The sequence below is a fragment of the Micromonospora sp. HNM0581 genome (assembly GCF_012726175.1).
Taxonomy (GTDB): Bacteria; Actinomycetota; Actinomycetes; order Mycobacteriales; family Micromonosporaceae; genus Micromonospora.
Window position 1 is genome coordinate 302624 of sequence record NZ_JAASAD010000003.1, and the last position, 21170, is coordinate 323793.

The window sequence follows — 21170 nt, forward strand, 5'->3', positions numbered from 1 at the left end:
GCCACGCCGGTCATCCTCCCGCGCGACGCCACGCTCGGAAGGTGAGCTGCGCTATGCCGAGCGAAGCTCGACGAGGGTGACCTGAGGCTCAGCCCCGACCCGGACCGGCGGCCCCCAGAAGCCGGCCCCGTTCGTCACGTAGACCTTCGTGCCGTCCACCTCACCGAGCCCGGAGACGACCGGTTGTTCCAGGCCCACCAGCAGGTTGAAGGGGACGAGCTGGCCGCCGTGGGTGTGGCCGGACAGTTGCAGGTCGACGCCGTACCTCGCCGCTTCGAGCGCGGCCACCGGCTGGTGCGCCAGCAGCACCACCGGTCGGGACGGATCACGGTCGCCGAGCGCGGCGTCGTAGTCCGGTGGCGCGGAGACGCCGGTGCCGACGGCAGAGACGTCGTTGACGCCGGCCAGATCGATCACCCCACCACGGGCAGCTATCTCCAGACGTCGGTTCTGAAGCACCCGCAACCCGAGCCGGTCGACCTCGGTCACCCACTCCTCCACACCGGAGTAGTACTCGTGGTTGCCGGTGACGAAGTAGCTGCCGTGGCGTGACCGTAGGTCCCGCAGCGGTGCCGCGTCGTCGCCCAGCTCGGCCACCGTGCCGTCGACCAGGTCGCCGACCACGGCGACGATGTCGGCGTCCAGCCTGTTGATCGCGGCCACGATCCGTTCGGTGTGCGCCCGTCCGGTCAGCGGTCCGATGTGGATGTCCGAGACGGTGGCGATGCGCAGGCCGTCCATGCTGCGGGGCAGCTTCGCCAGCGGGATCCGTACCCGGTCCAGTCGGGGCGGGCCCAGTGCGGTGCGTACGCCGTAGCCGACCAGACCGGTCGCGGTGAGCCCAGCGAAGATCGCGGCGCTCCGGGCGAGCAGCAGGCGGCGAGCCGGGTCGTGGTCGGGGGCTACCCCACCGTCGGCCGGTCGATCCGTCGGCCGGTCCGGCGTGGACGGCCTGTCGACGTCGGTCGATTCGTCGGTCGACGGTTCGGGGACGGGCGCGGCGGACGGAGCGACAAGGACCGGCTCCGCAGCGACCAGACCTGCCCGGCGGCGCAGCACCAGCCGGGTCACGAGCAGGGGGACCTCGAACGCGACGAGTAGCACCAGCAGGTAGAACATCACCGCGAGCCAGAGGTAGCCCGGCCAGGCGAGCCAGTACATGCCAGCCCGGGTGCCGACCATGGTCGCCGGCACGAGCAGGGCCAGCACCACTGCGGTCACCGCACCGACCCGCCGCCACAGCCTGCTGGCCGTGGTGTCCTTCACCAGACGCTTCCACAGGTAGAGGTGGATCAGTCCGGTGATCACGGCAAGCGTGGTCACGAAGCCGAGTACCGCGAACACGAGTGGATCCCCCTCAGCCGCCGGCGAAGGGAGGCAGGACGTCGATCGTCGCCCCGGCCGGCAGCGGCTTCTGCCGATCATGACAGGTGACACCGTCGATCAGGAAACTCGACACCGCCAGCACCGGCACCAACCGGCTGCCGTGCCGCTCGGCCAGCTCAGCCACCAGATCGTCGAGTGAACGGCCGGCGTCAGCGGTCTCCTCGGCCCGACCGGCCGCCGCCCGAGCCCCGGCGAAGTAACGCACTGTGAGACTGGCCACGATCAGCCCCCGATGGCAGACATCGGCCGGGTCGGCTGCAGGAAGGAGGGATCGTCGATGCCGTGCCCGGCTCGCTTGGTGAACGTCGCCGCCCGCCAGCGCCGGGCCAGCTCGTCGTCGTCGGCACCCGCCCGCAACGCGCCGCGCAGGTCCGACTCCTCGGTGGCGAACAGGCAGTTGCGGATCTGCCCGTCGGCGGTGAGCCGGGTCCGGTCGCAGTCGCCGCAGAACGGCCGGGTCACCGTGCCGATCACACCGACCCGGGCCGGGCCACCGTCGACCAGCCAGGTTTCGGCGGGAGCGTTGCCGCGTTCGGCTGGATCCTGACTGAGACCGTACGCGGCACGCAGCGTGGTCAGGATCTCGTCGGCGGTGACCATGGCGGCGCGGTCCCAGCCGTGCTGTGCATCGAGTGGCATCTGCTCGATGAACCGCAGCTCGTAGCCGTGGTCGAGGGCGAAACGCAGCAGCGCCGTTGCCTCGTCGTCGTTGACGCCGCGCAGCAGAACAGCGTTGATCTTGACCGGGGTGAGCCCGGCGCTGGCCGCGCCGGCCAGGCCGGCGAGCACGTCGGCCAGCCGGTCCCGGCGGGTGAGCCGGGTGAAGCGTGCCCGGTCGAGCGTGTCGAGCGAGACGTTCACCCGGTCCAGACCGGCGTCGCGCAGGGCGGCGGCGAGCCGATGAAGGCCGATACCGTTGGTGGTCAGCGAGATGCGGGGACGCGGATCGAGTGCCGCGACGGCTTCGACGATGTCGACCAGACCGGGACGGATGAGCGGCTCACCGCCGGTGAACCGCACCTCGTCGATGCCGAGTCGGCGCACCGCGACCCGGATCAACCGGACAACTTCGTCGTCGGTGAGCAGTTCCGGCCCGGCCAGCCAGGGCAGACCCTCGGCCGGCATGCAGTAGGTGCAGCGCAGGTTGCACTTGTCGGTCAGGGACACCCGCAGATCCCGCGCGACACGGCCGTAGCTGTCGACGAGGCCGGTGGACGGGGGCAGGCTCACCCGTCGACGGTAGCGCGGCCCGCCCCACGTAGGGCGTCCCGGGCGCTCCTGGTGACCGAATCGCGGTATGCCGCGCCGAAGAGCGCGGTGTGCACGAGCAGCAGGTGCAGCTGGTGCAGTGGCAACCGGGCCCGCCACCCGTCGGCCAACGGCCAGCTCTCCTGGTACGCCGCCACGATTCGGTCGTGGTGCGGTGGACCGCCGAAAAGTGCCAACTGGGCCAGGTCGGTCTCCCGGTGCCCACCATGTGCCGCTGGGTCGACCAGCCAGACCCGGTCGTCGTGCCCCCACAGCAGATTGCCCGACCAGAGGTCACCATGGACACGGCTGGCCGGCTCGTCGCCGCCGAACTCGTCGACCCGGTCGATGACCTGCTCGACCAGGGTGGCGTCAGCCACGGTGAGTGCCCCACCGTCGACCGAGCGACGCAGGTACGGCAGCAGCCTGGCCCGCGCGAACCACTGTGTCCAGGGACCGTCGTCAGGCGTGTTGTCGGCTGGTAGCGCACCGATGAACCCCGGCCACCGGGCACCGAAGGCCGGCGCGCCCGCCCGGTGCAGCTCGGCCAACTCCCGGCCGAACCGGGCTGCTGCCTCCGGACCAGGTTCACCCGGCTCCACCCACTCCAGGACCAGCAACTCCGGCGACACGACAAGCACCTCCGGTACGGCGACGGCAGCGACCTCGCGGAGCCAGCGCAGTCCGGCCGCCTCGGTGGCGAAGAACCCCTCCGGCGCCGACGAGCCCCCGTGCTCCGGCCAGGTCTTGGCGAATACCGAGTGACCGTCGTCCAGGGTGAGCCGCGAAGCCGCGCAGATGTCACCGCCGGACACCGGCGTCTCCCGGATCCGCTGGTGGGTCAGGAAGGCGGGCAACTGCTCCGGATGCGCCCGCAGGTACGCCAGATCCATTTCCGCAACCTATCGTTCCGTTCGCCGGAGCCGGGTCAGTCGATCGAGTGTGAGCTGCGGAACTACGCTCCGTAGCTGTGGATAGGGGGCGTGTCGTCCACAGGGGCAGCGGTGCGGGACGTCCGGCTCGCAGGCTGCCTGCATGAACTCGACCGAGCTGCCCCGCCTTTCCGTACGTTCTCCCGCCGACCTCATCGCCGCCGTGCCGTACCTGCTGGGTTTCCATCCCGCCGACAGCATCGTGGTGGTGGCGCTGTCCGGTAAGCGGATCGTCTTCGCCGCACGTGGCGACCTGCCCGGCGACACCGACCCCTACGAGCCCGGTCGCCACATCGCGGCGGTGACCGCCCGGCAGGGCGCCGACGCGGCCACCGTGGTCGGGTACGGTCCGGCGGCCCGGGTGACCCCGGCGGTGGATGCCGTCCGGGCCGCGTTGGCCGAGGCAGGGCTGGCCGTGCTCGACGCACTGCGGGTCACCGACGGGCGGTGGTGGTCCTACCTCTGCGAGGAGCCGGAGTGCTGCCCGCCGGAGGGCACCCGATACGACCCGCAGGCCAGCGCCGTGCCGGCGGCGGCGGTCTTCGCCGGTCAGGTGGCCCTACCTGACCGGGCGGCGCTGGCCGCGCAGGTGGCTCCGGTCGGTGGGGAGGCGATGCGGCAGGCGGTCGAGCGGGCGGAGCGACGACTCGACGACCTGGTGGCCAGCGCGCCCGCCACCGACCTGCTCGGCGCTCGGGCCCTGCGGGCTGCCGGCACCGCGGCGTTGCGGACGACTCTGCGTCGCCACCGCAGCGGCGAACGGTTGACCGACGACGAGGTGGCCTGGCTCTGTCTGCTCCTCACGAACCTGCCGGTACGCGACCACGCCTGGGAGCACACCGACGGACGGGAGGAAGACGTCGCCTTCTGGTCCGAGGTGCTGCGCCGGGCCGCACCACAGCTGATCGCCGCTCCAGGTTCACTGCTCGCGTTCGCTGCCTGGCGGGGCGGGCAGGGCGCGCTGGCGGCGATGGCTCTGGAGCGGGTACTGACCGAACATCCGGACTACTCACTCGCCGTGTTGCTGGACGACCTGCTCCGCCGGGGAGTGGCCCCGTCCCAGCTGGACGGTTGGCCGGCTACCGGACTACCGAGAGCGCGGCGTCGGGCGAGGCGGCGCGCACGACGGCGTCCGCGGTGAGCGTGCCAGATGCTCGCCGCACCAGCATCGCCCGGGACGCCCCAGCCCGGTCGGAGCTGCCCGAGATGCTCGCCTACCGTTGGCGGCAGGCCGGGGCACAGGTCACCCGGGAATCCGGTGTCCACCGGTGTAGACGTTCATCGTCCGTCCCTGGAGGAACCCGACAAGGGTCATCCCCGCCTCGGCGGCCAGGTCGACCGCGAGAATGCTCGGCGCGGACACCGTTTCGCGTACCGCCCAGTCCGCCACCTTGTCGACCGCGTTGTGGCGGCCCACGTCCTCGCGCAGCACCACCAGTTCACCGTCGGGATAGAACAGACCGGCGGCGTGCAGCCCGCCCCAGGCACTCGTCGTGTGGAAGTGCCGGGTCGCGTCGGTGGCAGGATCCGGTACGCCGGGAGCGAGGGCCACGTCTACCACGTTGTAGGTGTTCGGGCTCTCCGTGCCGGCACACAACTGTGCGGTGGACACGTCCGCCGCGGGCTCCTCCGCAACCGTACGGGCGGCTAGCGTGACGCCATGACGGCGTACGGGGCGGTGGTGCTCGCGGGTGGCGCGGGACGTCGGATGGGTGGCCCGGACAAACCGGTGTTACCGGTCGGCGGGGTGCCGATGCGCGAGCGGGTGCTGGCCGCGGTTGCCGACGCGTCGCCCCGGATCCTGGTCGGCCCCGGACCGGCGATCATCGGTGTGCGGCTGACCCGGGAGCAACCGCCGGGCGGCGGGCCGGTGGCCGCCGTCGCGGCCGGGCTGGCCCTGCTCGACATCGAGGTGCCCGCCGTCGCGCTGCTCGCGGCCGACCTGCCCATGCTGACCCGGCTCGCCGTCGGGCGCCTGCTGGACCACCTGCACAGCACCGGCATCGACCCGCTCAGGTCGGATCGACCGGCGAGCTGGCCAGCGCCGGACGCCGAGGCGGAGAGCACCGGTACGTCGGGTACCGGTTCGCCGGGTGCGGTCACCTTCGACGGGGCCTGTTACCTGGACCGGTCGGGGCGGCGGCAAACGTTGTGTGGCGTGTGGCGGCCGGCCGCCCTGCGGGCTGCTCTGGAACGACTCTCGGCCCAGCGGAACGGCGACGTGACCGGGGCGCCGCTGCGGGATCTGCTCGCCGGACTGACGGTGCGGGAGGTGACGTGGCACGGTGCCGGTCCGGAGCCATGGTTCGACTGCGACACTGAGCGTGACCTACGCCGGGCGGAGGAGTGGACGCGATGACGGTGCTGGACGACTGGGTCACGGCAGCCTGTGCTGAGCTGGGACTCGATCCGGAGCAGGTGCCGGTGCCGACCGTGCTGGATCTGGCCCGGGACGTGGCGCACCAGGTGTTGCGGCCCGGTGCGCCGGTCTCCGCGTACCTGATCGGTCTGGCTGTCGGGCGCGGCGCGGATCCGGCTGAGGCCGTGGCCCGGCTCTCCGGGTTGGCGGCGACCTGGCCGGTCGGGCTGGGCGGCGAACCGCATGCCCAGGCTGACCCGGCCGGCCCCGACTCCCGCTGACGGCCCGGAGCGTTGTCTGATCACGGTCCGCACCGAGATCCGTCCGGCAAGCTGCTGGGTAGGGTGACCGGAACGGACGGAGGCGATCATGACGGCTGACCACCCCTCGACGCTGCCCGGCACACCGGCGCAGCACGAGTCGGTCCTGCTCGACGAACCGAGCACGGCCGACCTGCGGGCGAAAGTGACCCAGGCGTGGCGGGAGTTCGCCCGGGCGCTGGCAGAGCGACTGTCCACGCTGCCGCCGCGCGCGGAGGTGGCGTTGACCCTCGACCCGACCGCCTCCGGCACCGACGACGCCGTGTACTCCGTCCATGTCGAGGTGAAGAGCGACGGCCGGTTCGCGGCTCGGGCGGTGGGCAACACCACTCTGCCGGCGGGCTACCGGCTGGACCGCGCCGCGGTCGCCGACATGGTCGCGCTGGGCTGGTCACCGCCGGGCGTGGTGGACGGATCGGGGGACCATTTCGGCTTGGACGCCACCGCGGACGCCGCCACCCGGCTGGCCACGCTGCTCTCGCGCACCCTGCGCGACATCTACGGCGCCCCTCATCCGGCGTTTCTCGTCTATGCGATCTCCGACGGCGAGGGTGAGCCAATCCCGGGGGAGGCTCTGGGGACCGCCCGCAGCGCGGCGAACCTGGCGCGGGAGATCGGCGCCGAGTTGGAGAAGGCACTGGCCGCCACCGACGAGTCCGAGGCCGGCACGGAAGTGCTGGATCTAGCCGAGCGGGTGCGAACGGTCGTGTCGACGATGCTGAAGTCGGACTCCGACCGGCTCCAGGTGGACTCCGACGGGGACATCAACATCCGGGCAGGCTCGGCGATGGTCTTCGTCCGGGTACGGGACAATCCGCCGCTGGTCGACGTCTTCTCACCGGTGCTCACCGAGGTCGAGCCGACCGAGCGGTTGTACGTCAAGCTCTCCGAGCTGACCAACCGGATGCCGATCGGACGGCTCTACTGTGCCGACGACACCGTGTGGGCGTCGATCCCGGTCTTCGGCCGCAACTTCCAGCCGACCCACCTGATGCTGGCGGTGCAGGTGATGACCGGGCTCGCGGATGAGCTGGACGATCGCCTGCACGGCGAGTTCGGCGGCAAGCGGTTCTTCGGCGAGGGAGACAAGCCGGGCCGCGGCGAGCACCGCACCGGCATGTACCTCTGAGGGCCGGTCAGTGCCCGTCTAGCAGGTTCGCCCCGATCTCGACCGAGCTGCGGTGGAGGCGGGTGGGGCCCGGAAACCCCGAGAAACCGGACCCCACCCGCGTGGGAGGAAGGTTCAGGTGGCGGCGATCCAGGCGAGGCTCCGCTCCGAGGCCGTCGACGGTGCGGCCCTCGATCAGGTAGGTGCCGACCAGTCGTGGCTGGTCGGCAAGGTCGACAAGCAGCAGGCGGGGCGAGCCGGCAGGCCCGAACGAGCGGAGCGCGTCGGCCGGGCCCGGCGGGTCGGTCTTGACGAGGTCGGGTTCGTCCGCGTCGGCCTCGTGGTCGTTGGTCGTCGAGTGACCCGGGTCTGCCTGTGGGTCGCCGGTGGCGCCGGGCACCCCGGCGGAGGTGCGAGCCGCCGATTCGGCAGCGTCGGCCGACAGAAGATCGCCGGCGCGCCCCATGGCATCGGGTAGGCCGTGGGGGCCGACCGACGCGGTGGCGGCTGCGCGCAGTTCGGTGAGGGCGTCGGGGCACGAGTCGAAGGTGACCAGGCTGACCGGCACATCTGGTGCTCCGGTCGCGCCGGACCTGGTCGGCGTGGGCCGCGATCCGGCCGGCTGACCGGCGATCAGCGCGAGCAGGACCAGCGATCCGCCGGCGGTGACTATCCTGCTTCCCCGTTTCATGCCCGATTCGACGTGGCCGGTTCACGTCTGGTTCCGTCTGCGGCCTGAGGGTTCGGGTCAGCCGGTGGAGGGGCCCACACCGGGAGATTCGACGAGCCGGGAGAGCACGATGGTGCTGCGGCTGGACGTCACGAACGCCTCGGCCCGCAGCCGCTCCAGCGCCTCTTCGAGGTGGGCGATGTCGGCGGCGCGCAGGTGTACCAGGGCGTCGGCCTCCCCCGAGACGGTGTACGCGCCGACCACCTCGGGATGGCGACGTACGGCGGCGCTGATCTGGGCCGGGGTGGTGCGGCCGGCGCAGAACAGCTCCACGAAAGCCTCGGTGGTCCAGCCGACCGAGGCTGGGTCCACGATGGCGGTGAATCCCCTGATCACCCCGGCGGACCGCAGCCGGTCGACCCGCCGCTTCACCGCCGGGGCGGAGAGTGACACCCGGGTGCCGATGTCGGCGTAGGAGGCACGGGCGTCAGCGATCAGTAGCGCAATGATCCGCTGGTCGACGGCGTCGATCTGCAATGTTCCGCCTCTTGAAAGCAATGTTTGCGGCTGTTACCAAAGTTCTACGATACCTACCCTTGGTCATCGTGAACCAGCAGCGAGTGCCGCGAAAGCGGACATTTCTCATGTGCTCCCCCGAGCATTTCGCGGTCGAGTACGCGATCAATCCGTGGATGGACGTGACTGCGCCGGTCGACGCGGAGCTGGCAGTGAAGCAGTGGGACCGCATGCGGGAAACCCTCGTCGGCCTCGGGCACGAGGTCCACCTGTTGGTACCCGAGCCCGGCCTGCCCGACATGGTCTACGCGGCCAACGGTGCGTTCATGGTCGACGGCACGGTCTACGGGGCGCAGTTCAGGCACCAGCAACGGGCCGCCGAAGCGGCCACCCACCGGGCGTTCCACGAGTCGCAGGGCTGGCGGTTCATCGCGCCGAACCAGACGAACGAGGGCGAGGGGGACTTCGCGTACCTGCCGGAGGCCCACGGCGGGCTGATTCTGGCCGGACACGGTTTCCGCACCGAACTGCCGGCGCACGCCGAGGCGCAGGAGGCACTCGGTCGGCCGGTGGTCTCGCTGCGACTGGTCGACCCGCGCTTCTACCACCTGGACGTGGCACTCGCCTCGATCGACGACGGCAACATCGTCTACTACCCCGGTGCCTTCTCGGCTGCCAGTCAGCGGGTGCTCGCCCAGCTCTTCCCGGACGCGGTGCTCGCCGACGACGAGGATGCTCTCGCCTTCGGACTGAACCTGGTGAGCGACGGTGCCAACGTGGTGCTCAACAGCGAGGCCACCCGGCTCGCCGGCCGGCTGAAGGCGGCCGGCTACACCCCGGTGCCGGTGGAACTGGCCGAACTCAAGAAGGGCGGTGGCAGCGTGAAGTGCTGCATCGCCGAGCTGCGGCTCTGAGCTCCGACTGAGCTGCGAGGCCGTCCCGTCATGAGTGGCCTCGCAGCATCTTCCCGACTCAGCCGAGCGTGGACAACTCGTTGACCAGTACGTTCGAGATCACCTGGCCGTCGCGCTGCACCTCGCGTAGGTACCACTTCTGCTGCGGCGTACGCGGCTGGTTGAACTGCCAGGCACCACGTGGGCTGTCGATCTGCCCGATCCGACCCAGCGCGAGGTTCACCTCCTGTGCGGTGGGTGCCGTGCCGGCGAGACGGATCGCCTGGTCGAGCACCTTGGCCGCGTCGTACGAGGCCATCGCGTAGGTGGTGGGTGAGGTGTTGTGTTTCTTACGGTACGCCGAGGCGAACCGCCGGTTGGCGGCGTTGTTCAGGTCGGCGGAGTAGTTCAGCGCGGTGCGGATACCGAGCGCGTCGCTCGCCGGCCGGATGTTCTCCAGCACCGAACCTTCCGTGAGGAAGCCGGGGGCGTAGATCTGCCCCTCGAAGCCGGCGTCGCGTAGCTGCATGATGAACTCCACGGCCGCCGTGCCGGTGTAGAAGCAGAACACCACCGACGGGTCGCCGGTCAGGGCGCGGTTGATGTCCGAGACGAAGGCGGTTCTGCCGGGGCTGCTGCTGCCGGAGGTCCAGACGACCTCCGAGGCGATCCGTGGATCGGACTCGCCGAACTCCTCACGGAAGCCACGCAGCACGTCCTCCACACCGACGACCCCTTCGGGCAGGATCGTCGCGACCCGGTCGGTGTCGGTGAGCTCGTCCTTCAGGTAGCGACCGAGCGCCCGGCCCGCCTCGTCGAGCACGTACGACGTACGCCAGATGTAGACGACGCTCTGCAGGCTCGGCGGGGATGCGTTGGAACCGATCAACGGGACCCGGGCCTGTTCGACGATGTCCCGGATGCCGAACATGACCGAGGGATTGGCGACTCCGGTCAGGGCGAGGACACCCTGTTTGATCAGCTCCTCGACGGCAGCCTGTCCGGACCTGACGTTGTCACCCTCGTCGGCCGTCACCAGGTCGACCGGGTGGCCGCCGAGGCGCCTGTCGTTCAGGTCCAGGTACAGCTCGAAGCCGTTGCCGAGCTCGTCGCCGATGGCCTTGCCCGTGCCGGACTGTGGCGCGACGAGCCCGATCTTGACCGGGGTCTCGGTGCCGGTGACCTCCGGTTCGGCGTCGGAGCCGCACCCGGCGACGAGTCCGCTCGTACCGAGCGCGGCCAGCAGCTGGAGTGCGCGCCTGCGGTTCATCTGCGACACCGGGTTCCCTTCGAGTTTGTAGCCGGGCGCATCCGCCCCTTCGGCGTTCTACCTGCTACGCGACGCTGCGTCAATGGCTAGTGATCTTCGTGTAGAGACCGCAACGCGGCGGTGACCTCTGGCCACGCCGACGAGTCGGGTCCGATAAGACCAAAATGCTCGCAATCTGGCAGCTCAATCAGGTGGATTCTGCCACCCGCAGCACGGGCGGCAGCCACATAACTGCGAGAGATGTCGATGGGGACATGCTGATCCAGCGTGCCGTGAATCACTACCGTGCGTGGCCGCGGCGGGACCAGGCTCCGTGGATCCGCGGTCGCGTACCGCTCCGGCAGGTCGGCTGGTCCGCCGCCGAGCAGCGCGGCCACGGCACCACCGTCCAGGTCCAGCCGGTACGCCTCGGCCAGGTCGGCGACCGGCGCGAGAGCCAGGACCCCGGCGACCTCCCCGGGGGCGTGGGCTGCCGCGTACAACGCGAGATGCCCGCCCGCCGAGTGACCGACCAGCACCGGCGGTGCGGCAGCGACCAGCCCCGGCAGGGCGGCCTCGGCCAGCCTCGGCAGCGCCGAGACCCCCGCCAGCACGTCGGTCAGAGTGCCGGGCCAGCCACCTCCGGGCTGCCCCGTCCGCCGATACTCCAACTGGGCGACCGGGTATCCGAGCGCGGCCAGTGCGCTCGCCAGCGGCCCGGTGTGCCGCCGGTCGTACTCCGCCCGCCAGAAACCACCATGCACCACGACCACCAGCGGCCGGGGCGCCTTTGAGATGGCCGGGCGACGCAGGTCGGCGATCTGGTCCGGATGCGAACCGTACGCGACGCTCACGTCCGGTTCGGGTGCGGGGCGGGTGAGCACCGCCCGAGGATCGGAGGGCATCGGGCGACGGTAGCGCGGTCCACGGGCCTGCGTGGGACGGGTGTCCGGCCGGGCCGACGCGCGTCCACCGGTACCGCTGGGTAAAGATGGAGGGCATGACCGAAGCGCGCTCCGCTGGACAGAACGACGAGCCCGATCGGGAGGGCACCGGACACTCCGGGACGGTGGTGGTGGTCGGACCAGACGGCCGGCCTGTCGGCACCGTGCAGACCGACGAGGGGCTCGGCGAGGATCCGTCGCGTCTGGTCGAGCAGCCGGCCAAGGTGATGCGGATCGGCAGCATGATCAAACAGTTGCTGGAGGAGGTGAAGGCCGCTCCTCTCGACGATGCCAGCCGGCACCGGATGCGGGAGATCCACAAGCGGTCGATCGTCGAACTGAAGGAGGGACTCGCTCCCGAGCTGCGCGAGGAACTGGAGCGGATATCGCTGCCGTTCTCCGAGGACCAGGCACCGAGCGAAGGTGAGCTGCGCATCGCCCACGCTCAGTTGGTCGGCTGGCTGGAAGGGTTGTTCCACGGCATCCAGGCCGCCCTGGTCGCACAGCAGATGGCAGCCCGGGTACAGCTGGAGCAGATGCGCTCCGGCCGGCAGGCGCTGCCCAGCGGACCCGCCGGGGCGGCGCTGCCAGGCATGCCGGGCATGGGTCAGTCCAGTGGTGAAGGACACAGCACAGGGCAGTACCTCTGATCCCGCCGTCCGGACGCGGCGCTCGTCGCACCGCGTCCGGACGGCTCAGTCCGCCCCGAAAACCTTCTCCAGGTACGCCGCCACACCGTCGGACGAGTTCGCCGGGGCGACCTCGTCGGCGATCGCCAGCACCTCCGGATGCGCGTTGCCGACCGCCACGGCCCGCCCCGCCCAGGTGAGCATCGGCAGGTCGTTCGGCATGTCCCCGAAAGCAAGCACGTCCGCTGCGGCGATGCCGAGGCGATGGCAGTACCAGGCGAGACCGGCTGCCTTCGTCACCCCCGCCGCCGAGATTTCCACCAGCCCGGAGTACGACGAGTGGGTGGCCTCCGCGAGCCCGGTGAGGGCGGCGGCGACGAGCCGGGTGAACCGGTCCGGGTCCTGCTCGCCGGCCCGCGCGAGCAGTTTCACCGCTGGTGCCGACAACAACTCCTCGGCCGTCCGCACGGCCCGGATCGCCTCCTCGTCGGCGTCCCACCGCAACGGGTAGTGCGCCTCGTGACGCATCTCCCGGCCGTCGACTATCTCCACGGCCAGACTGACCTCCGGCACCTCGGCACGCAGGCGGCGGACCACCTCGGCGAGCAGCTCCGGAGCCAACGGATCGGCCCGCAACACGTCGTCGGTGGTCGGGTCGTAGACCACCGCGCCGTTGGCGCAGACCGCCGGCAACGGCTCGGCCAGCTGTTCGTACACCAGCCGGAGCCAACGGATCGGTCGGCCGGTGACCAGGACGACCGGCGTGCCCCGGGCGCGGATCCGGGCCAGAACGGCTGCGGTACGGGAGCTCAGGGTGCGGTCGTCGCGCAGCAACGTCCCGTCGATGTCGGTGGCGATCAGGTGTGGAGTGGGAACCATCACCGGGACAGTAGCCGGTCGAGGTAGACCGCAACCCCGTCGTCGTCGTTGCGCAGGGTGATCTCGTCGGCCGCCGCGCGCAAGCTCGGGTGAGCATTGGCAACGGCCACCCGCCCCCATCCGGCCCACTCGAACATCGGCAGGTCGTTCGGCATGTCACCGAAGACAAGCACGTCGGCGGGGTCCACGCCGAGATTCTGCGCGACGACGCTGAGCCCGGACGCCTTGTCCACCCCCGGCGGGCAGATTTCGATGAAGCCAAGACCTGCCTGGGTGAGCGTGGCGCGGTGCGGTTCGGCGATCTCCCGGGCGACGGCCAGCAACTCGTCCACGTGGTGGTCGGCGGTACGGGCGAACGCCTTGATCACATCACCGGCCAGGCACTCGGCGCGGCTGCGTACCTCGAACGCGTCCTGGTAGGGCCACGCAGGATGGTAGTCACCCCACAGCGGGGCGTCGTGCTCGTCGGACGCCTCGACCATCACCGTCAGTGGGCCCACCGCAGCCTCCAACTCAGCGAGCAGGACGGCCAACACCTCGCAGGAGAGGCGCTCGTCCCGCAGCACCACCGGCCCCTCCGGATCACTCTGGTCGACCACCCGGCCGCCACCAGCCAGCACGAGGAAGTCGGCCGCGCGGATGTCGTTGCGGGTGAGTTCGGTCAGCCGAGGGCCCCGACCGGTGGCCCCCACCACCGGGATGCCGGCCGCGCGTACCCGGTCGAGGACCTTGTGGGTGAAGGCCGACACGGTGTCGTCGCTACGGACGAGCGTCCCGTCGAGGTCGGTGGCTATCAGTTTGGGCAGGCCCGGGCGGTTCATCGCTCCTCCTTCGCCCGCCGCCGTCGCGACCAGCCGTTCACCTCGTCGAACGGCGACCCGGCGAAATGGCGGGCAGCCACCGTACCTCGCAGACCCGGTAGCAACCATGGCTTCCAGGCGAATCGGGCGCCAATGGACGACGCCCCGTAGGTGACGTTCGACCTGGTCCGCCGGATCAGCCGGGCGGTGCCTCCCGGGCGAAGGGCACCGTCGGGGTGACGGTGATGTCGGCGGGTGGACGTTCCCCCTCCGGCTCCGCGTCCCCGAGCGGCAGTCGGCTGCCCCGCCGTGACCCCTGCGGTGCCGCCGCTGATCCGACCGGCCCGGGCGCGGCGCGCAGCAGCGCCACGACGAACAGCCCGACGGCTACGAAGGCGACGGTCAGGCCGCGCCCGTACTCGACGTCGAGAGTCAGCTCCGGGTTGAACAGCATGGTCTCACCGAGCGAGTCGTCAAGTGACGTCGTGGTCGCCACCAGCAAGGCGAGCAGACCCGCGGCCAGGGCCAGACCGGCGACTCGGGCATTCGCCCGAACGGAGTCGGTGCCGCGCACCGCGAGCGCCACCGTGGCACCGAGGGCGAGCAGCCCGACCAGGTACGCGGAGCCCATACCCAGGTCGGAGACATCGCTGATCACCTGGAGCGGTGTGTTCGGATCCGGCCCTGCGTCGGGAACGGTGATCGTCGCCCATTCGCCCAGCAGCGATGCCAGGGCCGCCACCCCACCCAGCCCGGCCGACAGCAACGGCACCCGGTGGTCCCGACCGAGCCCGCCGAAGGTCCGCCGGAACCGCCCAGCCGCAGCGGTCTCGTCTCCCGCGCCCCACTCGATGACGTTCGCTTCGTCGGACCGGTCGTCCTGACGGGGGATAGGGAGGTCGTGGGTCATCAGACACCTCTACTGGTGGCCGGGACGCCGCGCGTCCACCGCGCGCCGCAGGGTCCGGTTGGCATCATGTCACAGCCGGGACGCGACGCAGAGGAACAACCACGGGACCCGGGGGGTGGTCGGTCGCCTCCCGGCCCTACGTGGGCTAGCGTCAGGTGTATGCCTATCCGTACCGCTTCCGCACGCTGGCAGGGCAACCTCACCGAGGGGTCCGGCACCATCCGCACCGGCAAAGGCGGGCTGGAGGGGAACTACTCCTTCAAGTCCCGCTTCGAGGAGGGGGAGGGCACCAACCCCGAGGAGTTGATCGGCGCTGCGCACGCCGGCTGCTTCTCGATGGCCTTCTCCAAGGCGCTCGCCGATGCCGGCACGACGCCGACCTCCGTGGAGACCACCGCCAAGGTGCACCTCGACAAGACCGACGCCGGGATGACCGTGACCAGGATCGAGCTGGACACCGTCGGTGAGGTGCCCGGCATCGACGAGGCACAGTTCGCCAAGCTGGCCGAGGCCGCCAAACAGAACTGCCCGATCTCCCGCCTGCTCTCGCCCGGCGCCGAGATCACCCTCACCGCCCGCCTCACCTCCTGACCGTCGTGCGGACCGGCACCCACGTGCCGGTCCGCCGCTCCCGGGGGTGCCGGGTCGCAGGCAGCCTGGGGGAGAATGCGGACGTGGCGGTCGAGATGGGACGTGAGCGGTTCGAGGAGCTGGTCGGGGATGCGCTCGACGAGGTTCCGGAGGAGCTGCTGGCGTTGATGAGCAACGTGGTGATCCTGGTCGAAGACGATCCGCCGCCCGGGGAGGACCTGCTCGGCCTCTACGAGGGACACGCGTTGACCGAGCGAGGCTGGGACTACGCGGGCGTACTGCCGGACCGGATCCTCATCTACCGCAACCCGATCCTGCGTATCTGCGAGAACGACGACGACGTCGTCGAGGAGGTCGCGGTGACGGTGGTGCACGAGATCGCCCACCACTTCGGCATCGACGACGCGCGTCTGCACGAGCTGGGCTGGGACTGAGGGCTCTTACGCCAGGTTGCGGGCTGGCCCTACCCTCTCGGCAGGAAACGGCGAGCAGGGAGGAAACATGCGTAGCGAGCTGTTCTCGGCAGCGAATCTGGAGCAGGAGTCGGCGCAGCCCGGGATGCGGTTGCAGAACTCCAAGATGTTGAAGATCGAACTCGACGGCGAGGCGATGGCCCGGGTCGGATCGATGGTGGCCTACCAGGGGCAGGTGCAGTTTCAGGCCCTCGGTTCCGGCGGACTGGGCAACTTTCTCAAGCAGAAGCTCACCGGTGAGGGCGTACCGCTCATGAAACTCACCGGACGCGGCGACATCTTCCTCGCCGACTTCGCCAAGGACGTGCACGTCATCGACCTGGAGCCGGGCGATGCCCTGTCCATCAACGGCTCCAGCGTGCTCGCCTTCGACGCCACCCTCCGCTACGACATCAAGATGGTCGGCGGGGCGGGAATGGCCTCGTCCGGCCTGTTCAACTGCGTCTTCACCGGGCACGGCAGGATCGCCGTCACGACCAGGGGAACCCCTGTCGTACTCAACGTCGACGCCCCCACCTACGTCGATCCGCAGGCCGCGGTCTGCTGGTCTGCTGGTCTGCAGACCGGCTACCACCGCGCCGAGCAGATCGGGCTCGGCACGCTGCTCGGTCGCTCCACAGGTGAGGCGTACACGATGAGCTTCGCCGGTCACGGCTTCGTCGTCGTGCAGCCCTCAGAGGAACCGCCGATCATGGGTAGCGGGCAGGAGGACCAGGGCGGGGTCCTCGGCAGCCTGTTCCGATAGGTCGCGCCCACCGAGACCCGCCCCGCGCCGGAACCGGCCCCCGGTGGGCCCTTCAGGTCAGCTCGCCCCCGCGTAGGCGGGCGAGCCAGGCAGCGGCGTCGGTGTAGTCCGCGTCGGAGAGGCCCACCGGCGCGGCCACCGGCCGCTCCCTGGCCGAACCCTCCCATCGGTGCCGAGGGTAGGAGCCGAGGAAGCGCACGTCGGCACAGACCCGACGCAACCCCTGCAACGCCTCGCCCATCCGTACGTCGGCGACGTGACCGGTGCAGTCGAGGAAAAAGACGTAGCGACCAAGTGCCTCACCAGTCGGTCGGGACTCGATCCGGGTCAGGTTGACGCCCCGCACCGCCAACTCCATGAGCACGGACAGCAACGCGCCCACCCGGTCGTGCGCGATGTAGATGGCGAGTGACGTGACGTCGTCGCCGGTGGCGGGCGGAGGCGGACCGGGCCGCGCCAACAGCACGAAACGGGTCACCGCGTCCGGATGATCGGCGATCTTGTCCGCCAGTACGGCGAGCCGGTGCCGGGTGGCCCCGATGGGCGCGCAGATCGCCGCGTCGTACTCGTCCCTGGCCGCCCCGGCCGCCGCCGCCCCGTTGGACAACACGTCCACCACGACCGCGTCGGGAAGATGCGTACGCAACCAGCCCCGGCACTGGGTGGACGCCTGCGGGTGGGCGGCTACGCTGCGCACCGACGGCAACACAGTTCCCGCGCGTGCCCCGAGCACGAACTCCACCGGCAGGATCACCTCCCGGGTGATGACGAGCGGTTCCCCCTCGGCCAACTCGTCGAGGGTGATCCCCACCGCGCCACCGATCGAGTTCTCCAGAGGCACCAGAGCCGCGTCGGCGTCGGCGGACCGAACGGCCTCCAGCGCCTCGCCGACGCTGCGAGCCGGCGTACGGCTGCCGCGCTCGGCGGCCGGCACGGTACGCAGTGCCTGCTCGGCGAAGGTGCCCTCGGGCCCGAGATAGACGAAACGGGTGGGCGGTGTTCCCGGCATGCGCTCAGCCTACGCACCCGGAGCCGGCGACGAGCCCGACGGCGAGGCTGAGAGCGTCGACGGCGTCAACGGGGGGACCGGCACCGGAATGCCGCCGCCATCGCTGCCGCAGGCAAGCGTCTGGATGCCGGTGGGGCTGGCGACCCGCACCTCGGCCGTGCATACGTCGGTGCCGGCGGTCACCAGGCTCAGTGTTCCGGCCCGATCCCGGGTGACCACCTGCAGCGGTTCGTACCCGGCCACATCGAGGGTGGTCAGATGCCAGTCGGCGGCACACAACGGGCCAGTTCGGACGCTGACCCGCGCACTGTCAGGCAGCAGGCCGGCACGACCACGTACCAACTCGGTGATGCTCTTCGCGGACGGCTCCCCGGCACAGGTGACCGCGTTCAGCCCCGGGTCGGCCGATGGAGCGGTCGGGACAGCCCCCGGGAGCACGCCGAACGACGGGGTGACGGGGCTGGTCGGGCTGCCCGGTGTCCGGGTGGGTGCGCGCGTCGGCAGACCACCGCCGTCGAGTACCTCTGGGGGCGCCCCGCATCCGGCGACAAGCAGCGCGGTCAGCATGGCGACACCGAGAAATGGGCCACCCGGCTTGAGGGTCCCGATGGCGCGGGCACGGGAACCGGTGGTCGACCGGGCGGGGCCGGGGTGCAACGGCGTGGTGGACGGCACGGGGTGGTCCTCACGGCGGGAGACTGGGATGGCGGGGGCCGAGCCCATGGTAGGAGGAAGTCAGACCTCGGAGAAGAAGGTGAGGGATCCGGCCACCGTGCCGTCGGCGACCACAGGGGTGGAGATGGCGTCCACGGTCGCGTCGGGTGCGTCCTTCATCGCCGCCTTGATCCGCAGCAGGCCGCGGGCCAGCCGGCCAGAGGTGAGCGCCAGCAGCGGCGGGATCTTGTCGATCTCAGGCTCGGCCAGCTCGCCCCGGTAGGCGGTGAAGTCCAGCAGTCGCAGACCGCCGTCGAGCAGCGGGAAACCGATCACGTTCTCCGGTGCGCCCAGCTGAAGCAGCTCACAACCAGCGGTGGAGACAGCCAGCACGAGGGTTTCGGCGTCGATGAGCAGACAGGGCTCATGGGCACTGGACACCGTGGCCGACCACCTGTCGATGTTGTCGCACCCAGGCTCTGTCGGTGTCCCCCCGGCGGGCGCGAACACTTCTGAGAGCGAGAGTTCGACGTGGGCCACCGAGCCTCCTATGCGCACCGACGATACGTCCACGCTAGCCGGTCGCGGGAGCGACCGCCGACCGTTTCAGACGTACGGTGCTGTCGGTGTCGATCAGTGCCCGGTCGGCGACGGAGCGGACCGGTGGGAGCCGAGCCGTTCCGGTCGCAAGACGTCGCCGCTGACGTTACCGCCGGCCGGTCGGCTTGTCAGCGGCCATTCGGCCGTCCTCGTACCACCGGTAGTCGGCTGCCGGTGGGTGGCTGCCGTTTCCCCAGGTGCCGGGGTGCGCGGCGACCCGGGACAGCTTCTCGGCGGTGGCCGGGCTGATCCGGTTGCCGCCGGCCACCAGGAGCCGGTCGAGTTCCCGATGGGTCGCCATGAGGCAGTCCTTCGGCAGGCCGTAGACGCTGATCACCCCGGAGCCCACGAAGGTGAGCACCGGGGTCACCGGGATCGGGTGGCCGACAGCCGCAGTAAGCGCCTTGCTCGCTCGCCGGGCGTCGCGTCGGGCCTCGGCCACGTAGGGCGGACGCTTGCCGTTGATCTGAACCACGTCGGCGGCGACCAGGACGCGGGCGCGGCCGTGGTCGGCGATGGTGACGGCGAAGAGTCCGCTCGGGCCGATCGCCAGGAACCCGGCCCGATCGTCCGCGTGGTCGTCGAGCAGGACGTCCGCCGGGTCGGTGCGGGGCCAGTCGATGACGTGCCAGGCCGGCCCGAGATGGTCGAGCTGACCGAGAGCGCGGGCACCGGCTGCCTCGAGCCGTCGCGCGCCCCGCTCCGCCCGACGGCGGCGGGCCCATTCCAGTGGAGACGGACGAGGAGTCGCGACCGCCCCGGAAGACTCGCCCCGGGGGTGCGGTACCGCCACTGGCGGCAGCGCCCTGGCGGACGGTACGGCTCGACGTGCGGGGAAGACAGTCATCGCGACCTCCGGAAAAAGGTCCCTCGAAGTTACGTTCTCACTACCCTACGTCGCCAGTCCCGGTGGTCGGCAAGCCGGAGCGCCGGAATGACTGCGGATGAATGCCATATTCACCCACGGTTGTTTTACCGGATGCCGCCAAACCTTGCCCTACGCTGCGAGGGTGGGCCACTACGTGGACAGTGAAGTCGGCCGGCTCGGCACAGTCCTGTTGCACCGGCCGGGGCCGGAACTCGCTCGGCTCACCCCGCGCAACAACGACTCGTTGCTCTTCGACGGCATCCCGTGGGTGGGCCGGGCCCAGGAAGAGCACGACGCCTTCGCGGCAGCCCTGCGGGAACGTGGCGTCGAGGTGCTCTATCTGACCGACCTGCTCACCGAGACGCTTGCCGTGCCGCAGGCCCGGACCGAGCTGACCGACGAAGTGCTCGACTCGCCGCGGCTCGGCGACACCCTGCGCACCCGAATCGCCGCGCACCTGGCGTACCTCGACCCGGCCGCACTGGCCGGCGTGCTGGTGGCCGGTCTGGCCCACGAGGAGTTGCGGCTCGGACGGGACCGCCGTAGTGGCCTCGTCCACACCCTGATGGACCGGCACGACTTCATCATCGACCCGCTGCCCAACCTGCTGTTCACCCGTGACTCGTCACTGTGGATCGGTGACCGGGTCGGTGTGACAAGTTTGGCGATGCCCGCCCGGCAGCGGGAAACCACGCTCACCGAAGCCATCTACCGCCACCATCCCCGGTTCGCCGGCACCGAGTTCGTCTACCAGCCGCGCCTGGAGCCGCTGGAAGGCGGTGACGTGCTGCTGTTGGCAGCCGGCGTGCTGGCCGTCGGCGTCGGCGAGCGGACGACCTCTGCCGGCGCCGAGCGCCTGGCGCGGCGGGTCTTCGCGGCCGGGTCGGCGCACACCATCCTCGTCGTACCGATCGCCCAGGAACGGGCCACCATGCACCTCGACACGATCTGCACGATGGTCGACACCGATGCGGTACTCATGTACCCGAACGTTGCCAGCACCCTGTCGGCGTACACCGTCATCGCCGGCGCCGACGGTGAGGACCTGCGGGTCGACGGGCCGGCACCGTTCCTGCGGGCCGCCGCCGCCGCGATGGACCTGGACCGGCTGCGGGTGATCGACACCGGGCTCGACCCGGTGACCGCCGAGCGGGAGCAGTGGGACGACGGCAACAACACCCTGGCGCTCGCGCCCCGGCTCTGCGTCGGGTACGAGCGAAACGTCGAGACCAACGCCCAGTTGGAGCGGGCCGGCATCGAACTCGTCCCGATCGCCGGATCGGAGCTGGGCTCCGGGCGCGGTGGCCCTCGCTGCATGTCGTGCCCGCTGCTGCGGGAGCGAGCGGGGGCACCACACGAACATGTCAGGTAGCGCGGGGGCCCTCCG

Annotated in this window: 24 protein-coding genes and 2 pseudogenes; 10 read left to right on the top strand and 16 right to left on the bottom strand. The window is 70.7% G+C overall.

Features of this window, described 5'->3' with window-relative positions; translation table 11 throughout:
* Positions 1-51: 51 nt before the first annotated feature.
* Genes HCA58_RS06765 through HCA58_RS06780 form a run of 4 tightly spaced genes read right to left on the bottom strand, consistent with a single transcriptional unit; the run spans position 52 to position 3527 of the window.
* Positions 52-1344: a metallophosphoesterase gene (locus HCA58_RS06765; RefSeq protein ID WP_169596881.1), complete on the bottom strand. Its 1293-nt coding sequence runs from the start codon at positions 1342-1344 to the stop codon at positions 52-54.
* A 13-nt stretch (positions 1345-1357) separates the two neighbouring features.
* Complete coding sequence (locus tag HCA58_RS06770) at positions 1358-1606, bottom strand: MoaD/ThiS family protein (protein WP_169596882.1); 249 nt, start codon at positions 1604-1606, stop codon at positions 1358-1360.
* A 2-nt stretch (positions 1607-1608) separates the two neighbouring features.
* Positions 1609-2616 carry a GTP 3',8-cyclase MoaA gene (gene moaA / locus HCA58_RS06775; protein ID WP_169596883.1) on the bottom strand — a complete coding sequence of 336 codons (1008 nt, stop codon included), beginning with the start codon at positions 2614-2616 and terminating at the stop codon, positions 1609-1611.
* Entirely contained in the window at positions 2613-3527 is a 915-nt protein-coding gene (locus HCA58_RS06780; protein ID WP_169596884.1) for a fructosamine kinase family protein, read from the bottom strand. Before HCA58_RS06780 ends, moaA begins: the two co-directional genes overlap by 4 nt.
* Before the next feature lie 142 nt (positions 3528-3669).
* On the opposite strand from HCA58_RS06780, the gene HCA58_RS06785 reads away from it, so the two are divergent.
* Positions 3670-4707 (top strand): DUF4192 domain-containing protein, encoded by a 1038-nt coding sequence (locus HCA58_RS06785; RefSeq protein WP_169596885.1) that lies wholly within the window; start codon positions 3670-3672, stop codon positions 4705-4707.
* 102 nt (positions 4708-4809) lie between these two features.
* Here the strand turns inward: HCA58_RS06785 and HCA58_RS06790 are convergent.
* Positions 4810-5187: pseudogene (locus HCA58_RS06790) on the bottom strand (formate dehydrogenase accessory sulfurtransferase FdhD); the annotation flags it as partial.
* 39 nt (positions 5188-5226) lie between these two features.
* On the opposite strand from HCA58_RS06790, the gene HCA58_RS06795 reads away from it, so the two are divergent.
* The 3 genes from HCA58_RS06795 to HCA58_RS06805 all read left to right on the top strand — a co-directional run bounded on the left by HCA58_RS06795 (position 5227) and on the right by HCA58_RS06805 (position 7374).
* Entirely contained in the window at positions 5227-5925 is a 699-nt protein-coding gene (locus HCA58_RS06795) for an NTP transferase domain-containing protein (protein WP_169596886.1), read from the top strand.
* Positions 5922-6206 (top strand): DUF6457 domain-containing protein, encoded by a 285-nt coding sequence (locus tag HCA58_RS06800; RefSeq protein WP_169596887.1) that lies wholly within the window; start codon positions 5922-5924, stop codon positions 6204-6206. Before HCA58_RS06795 ends, HCA58_RS06800 begins: the two co-directional genes overlap by 4 nt.
* A gap of 88 nt (positions 6207-6294) precedes the next feature.
* Positions 6295-7374: a hypothetical protein gene (locus HCA58_RS06805; RefSeq protein ID WP_169596888.1), complete on the top strand. Its 1080-nt coding sequence runs from the start codon at positions 6295-6297 to the stop codon at positions 7372-7374.
* A 7-nt stretch (positions 7375-7381) separates the two neighbouring features.
* On the opposite strand, the gene HCA58_RS06810 is transcribed toward HCA58_RS06805, so the two are convergent.
* Both HCA58_RS06810 and HCA58_RS06815 read right to left on the bottom strand, forming a co-directional pair.
* On the bottom strand, positions 7382-8044 hold the full coding sequence (locus tag HCA58_RS06810; protein WP_169596889.1) for a hypothetical protein: 663 nt from the start codon (positions 8042-8044) through the stop codon (positions 7382-7384).
* A gap of 57 nt (positions 8045-8101) precedes the next feature.
* A complete protein-coding gene (locus tag HCA58_RS06815) occupies positions 8102-8560 on the bottom strand; it encodes an Lrp/AsnC family transcriptional regulator (RefSeq protein ID WP_169596890.1) in 459 nt (152 codons plus the stop codon).
* Between the two features lie 59 nt (positions 8561-8619).
* Here HCA58_RS06815 and ddaH point away from each other — a divergent pair, with 59 nt between their 5' ends.
* Positions 8620-9453: a dimethylargininase gene (gene ddaH, locus HCA58_RS06820; protein ID WP_346775889.1), complete on the top strand. Its 834-nt coding sequence runs from the start codon at positions 8620-8622 to the stop codon at positions 9451-9453.
* 58 nt (positions 9454-9511) lie between these two features.
* Here the strand turns inward: ddaH and HCA58_RS06825 are convergent, their stop codons facing one another.
* Together HCA58_RS06825 and HCA58_RS06830 are read right to left on the bottom strand one after the other, a co-directional pair.
* Positions 9512-10711 (bottom strand): ABC transporter substrate-binding protein, encoded by a 1200-nt coding sequence (locus tag HCA58_RS06825; protein WP_169596891.1) that lies wholly within the window; start codon positions 10709-10711, stop codon positions 9512-9514.
* Positions 10712-10788: 77 nt separating this feature from the next.
* A complete protein-coding gene (locus tag HCA58_RS06830; RefSeq protein ID WP_169596892.1) occupies positions 10789-11586 on the bottom strand; it encodes an alpha/beta hydrolase in 798 nt (265 codons plus the stop codon).
* Positions 11587-11672: 86 nt separating this feature from the next.
* On the opposite strand from HCA58_RS06830, the gene HCA58_RS06835 reads away from it, so the two are divergent.
* The gene (locus HCA58_RS06835; RefSeq protein ID WP_169596893.1) at positions 11673-12275 is read left to right on the top strand and encodes a bacterial proteasome activator family protein; all 603 of its coding nucleotides are present in this window, start codon (positions 11673-11675) and stop codon (positions 12273-12275) included.
* A gap of 45 nt (positions 12276-12320) precedes the next feature.
* Here the strand turns inward: HCA58_RS06835 and HCA58_RS06840 are convergent, their stop codons facing one another.
* The 3 genes from HCA58_RS06840 to HCA58_RS06850 all read right to left on the bottom strand — a co-directional run bounded on the left by HCA58_RS06840 (position 12321) and on the right by HCA58_RS06850 (position 14843).
* On the bottom strand, positions 12321-13133 hold the full coding sequence (locus tag HCA58_RS06840; RefSeq protein ID WP_169596894.1) for an HAD family hydrolase: 813 nt from the start codon (positions 13131-13133) through the stop codon (positions 12321-12323).
* On the bottom strand, positions 13133-13954 hold the full coding sequence (locus HCA58_RS06845) for an HAD-IIB family hydrolase (protein ID WP_169596895.1): 822 nt from the start codon (positions 13952-13954) through the stop codon (positions 13133-13135). Before HCA58_RS06845 ends, HCA58_RS06840 begins: the two co-directional genes overlap by 1 nt.
* 175 nt (positions 13955-14129) lie before the next feature.
* Positions 14130-14843, bottom strand: coding sequence for a hypothetical protein (locus tag HCA58_RS06850; protein ID WP_169596896.1), 714 nt, complete (start codon positions 14841-14843; stop codon positions 14130-14132).
* Positions 14844-15002: 159 nt separating this feature from the next.
* Between HCA58_RS06850 and HCA58_RS06855 the strand changes: the two genes are divergently transcribed.
* The 3 genes from HCA58_RS06855 (at position 15003) to HCA58_RS06865 (ending at position 16652) form a co-directional block, all read left to right on the top strand.
* Entirely contained in the window at positions 15003-15434 is a 432-nt protein-coding gene (locus HCA58_RS06855) for an OsmC family protein (protein ID WP_169596897.1), read from the top strand.
* Between the two features lie 95 nt (positions 15435-15529).
* Positions 15530-15868: a metallopeptidase family protein gene (locus HCA58_RS06860; protein ID WP_169596996.1), complete on the top strand. Its 339-nt coding sequence runs from the start codon at positions 15530-15532 to the stop codon at positions 15866-15868.
* 67 nt (positions 15869-15935) lie between these two features.
* Positions 15936-16652 carry an AIM24 family protein gene (locus HCA58_RS06865; RefSeq protein WP_169596898.1) on the top strand — a complete coding sequence of 239 codons (717 nt, stop codon included), beginning with the start codon at positions 15936-15938 and terminating at the stop codon, positions 16650-16652.
* A gap of 52 nt (positions 16653-16704) precedes the next feature.
* Here the strand turns inward: HCA58_RS06865 and pheA are convergent, their stop codons facing one another.
* The 4 genes and pseudogenes from pheA to HCA58_RS06885 all read right to left on the bottom strand — a co-directional run bounded on the left by pheA (position 16705) and on the right by HCA58_RS06885 (position 19762).
* Complete coding sequence (gene pheA, locus HCA58_RS06870) at positions 16705-17661, bottom strand: prephenate dehydratase (RefSeq protein ID WP_169596899.1); 957 nt, start codon at positions 17659-17661, stop codon at positions 16705-16707.
* 102 nt (positions 17662-17763) lie between these two features.
* Positions 17764-18228 (bottom strand): annotated as a pseudogene (locus HCA58_RS06875) (hypothetical protein); the annotation flags it as partial.
* Positions 18229-18396: 168 nt separating this feature from the next.
* On the bottom strand, positions 18397-18855 hold the full coding sequence (locus HCA58_RS06880; RefSeq protein ID WP_169596900.1) for a hypothetical protein: 459 nt from the start codon (positions 18853-18855) through the stop codon (positions 18397-18399).
* A gap of 166 nt (positions 18856-19021) precedes the next feature.
* Positions 19022-19762, bottom strand: a complete 741-nt coding sequence (locus HCA58_RS06885; RefSeq protein WP_169596901.1) for a hypothetical protein — start codon at positions 19760-19762, stop codon at positions 19022-19024.
* 163 nt (positions 19763-19925) lie between these two features.
* On the opposite strand from HCA58_RS06885, the gene HCA58_RS06890 reads away from it, so the two are divergent.
* Positions 19926-21155: an arginine deiminase gene (locus HCA58_RS06890; protein WP_346775890.1), complete on the top strand. Its 1230-nt coding sequence runs from the start codon at positions 19926-19928 to the stop codon at positions 21153-21155.
* The last annotated feature ends 15 nt before the right edge of the window (positions 21156-21170 follow it).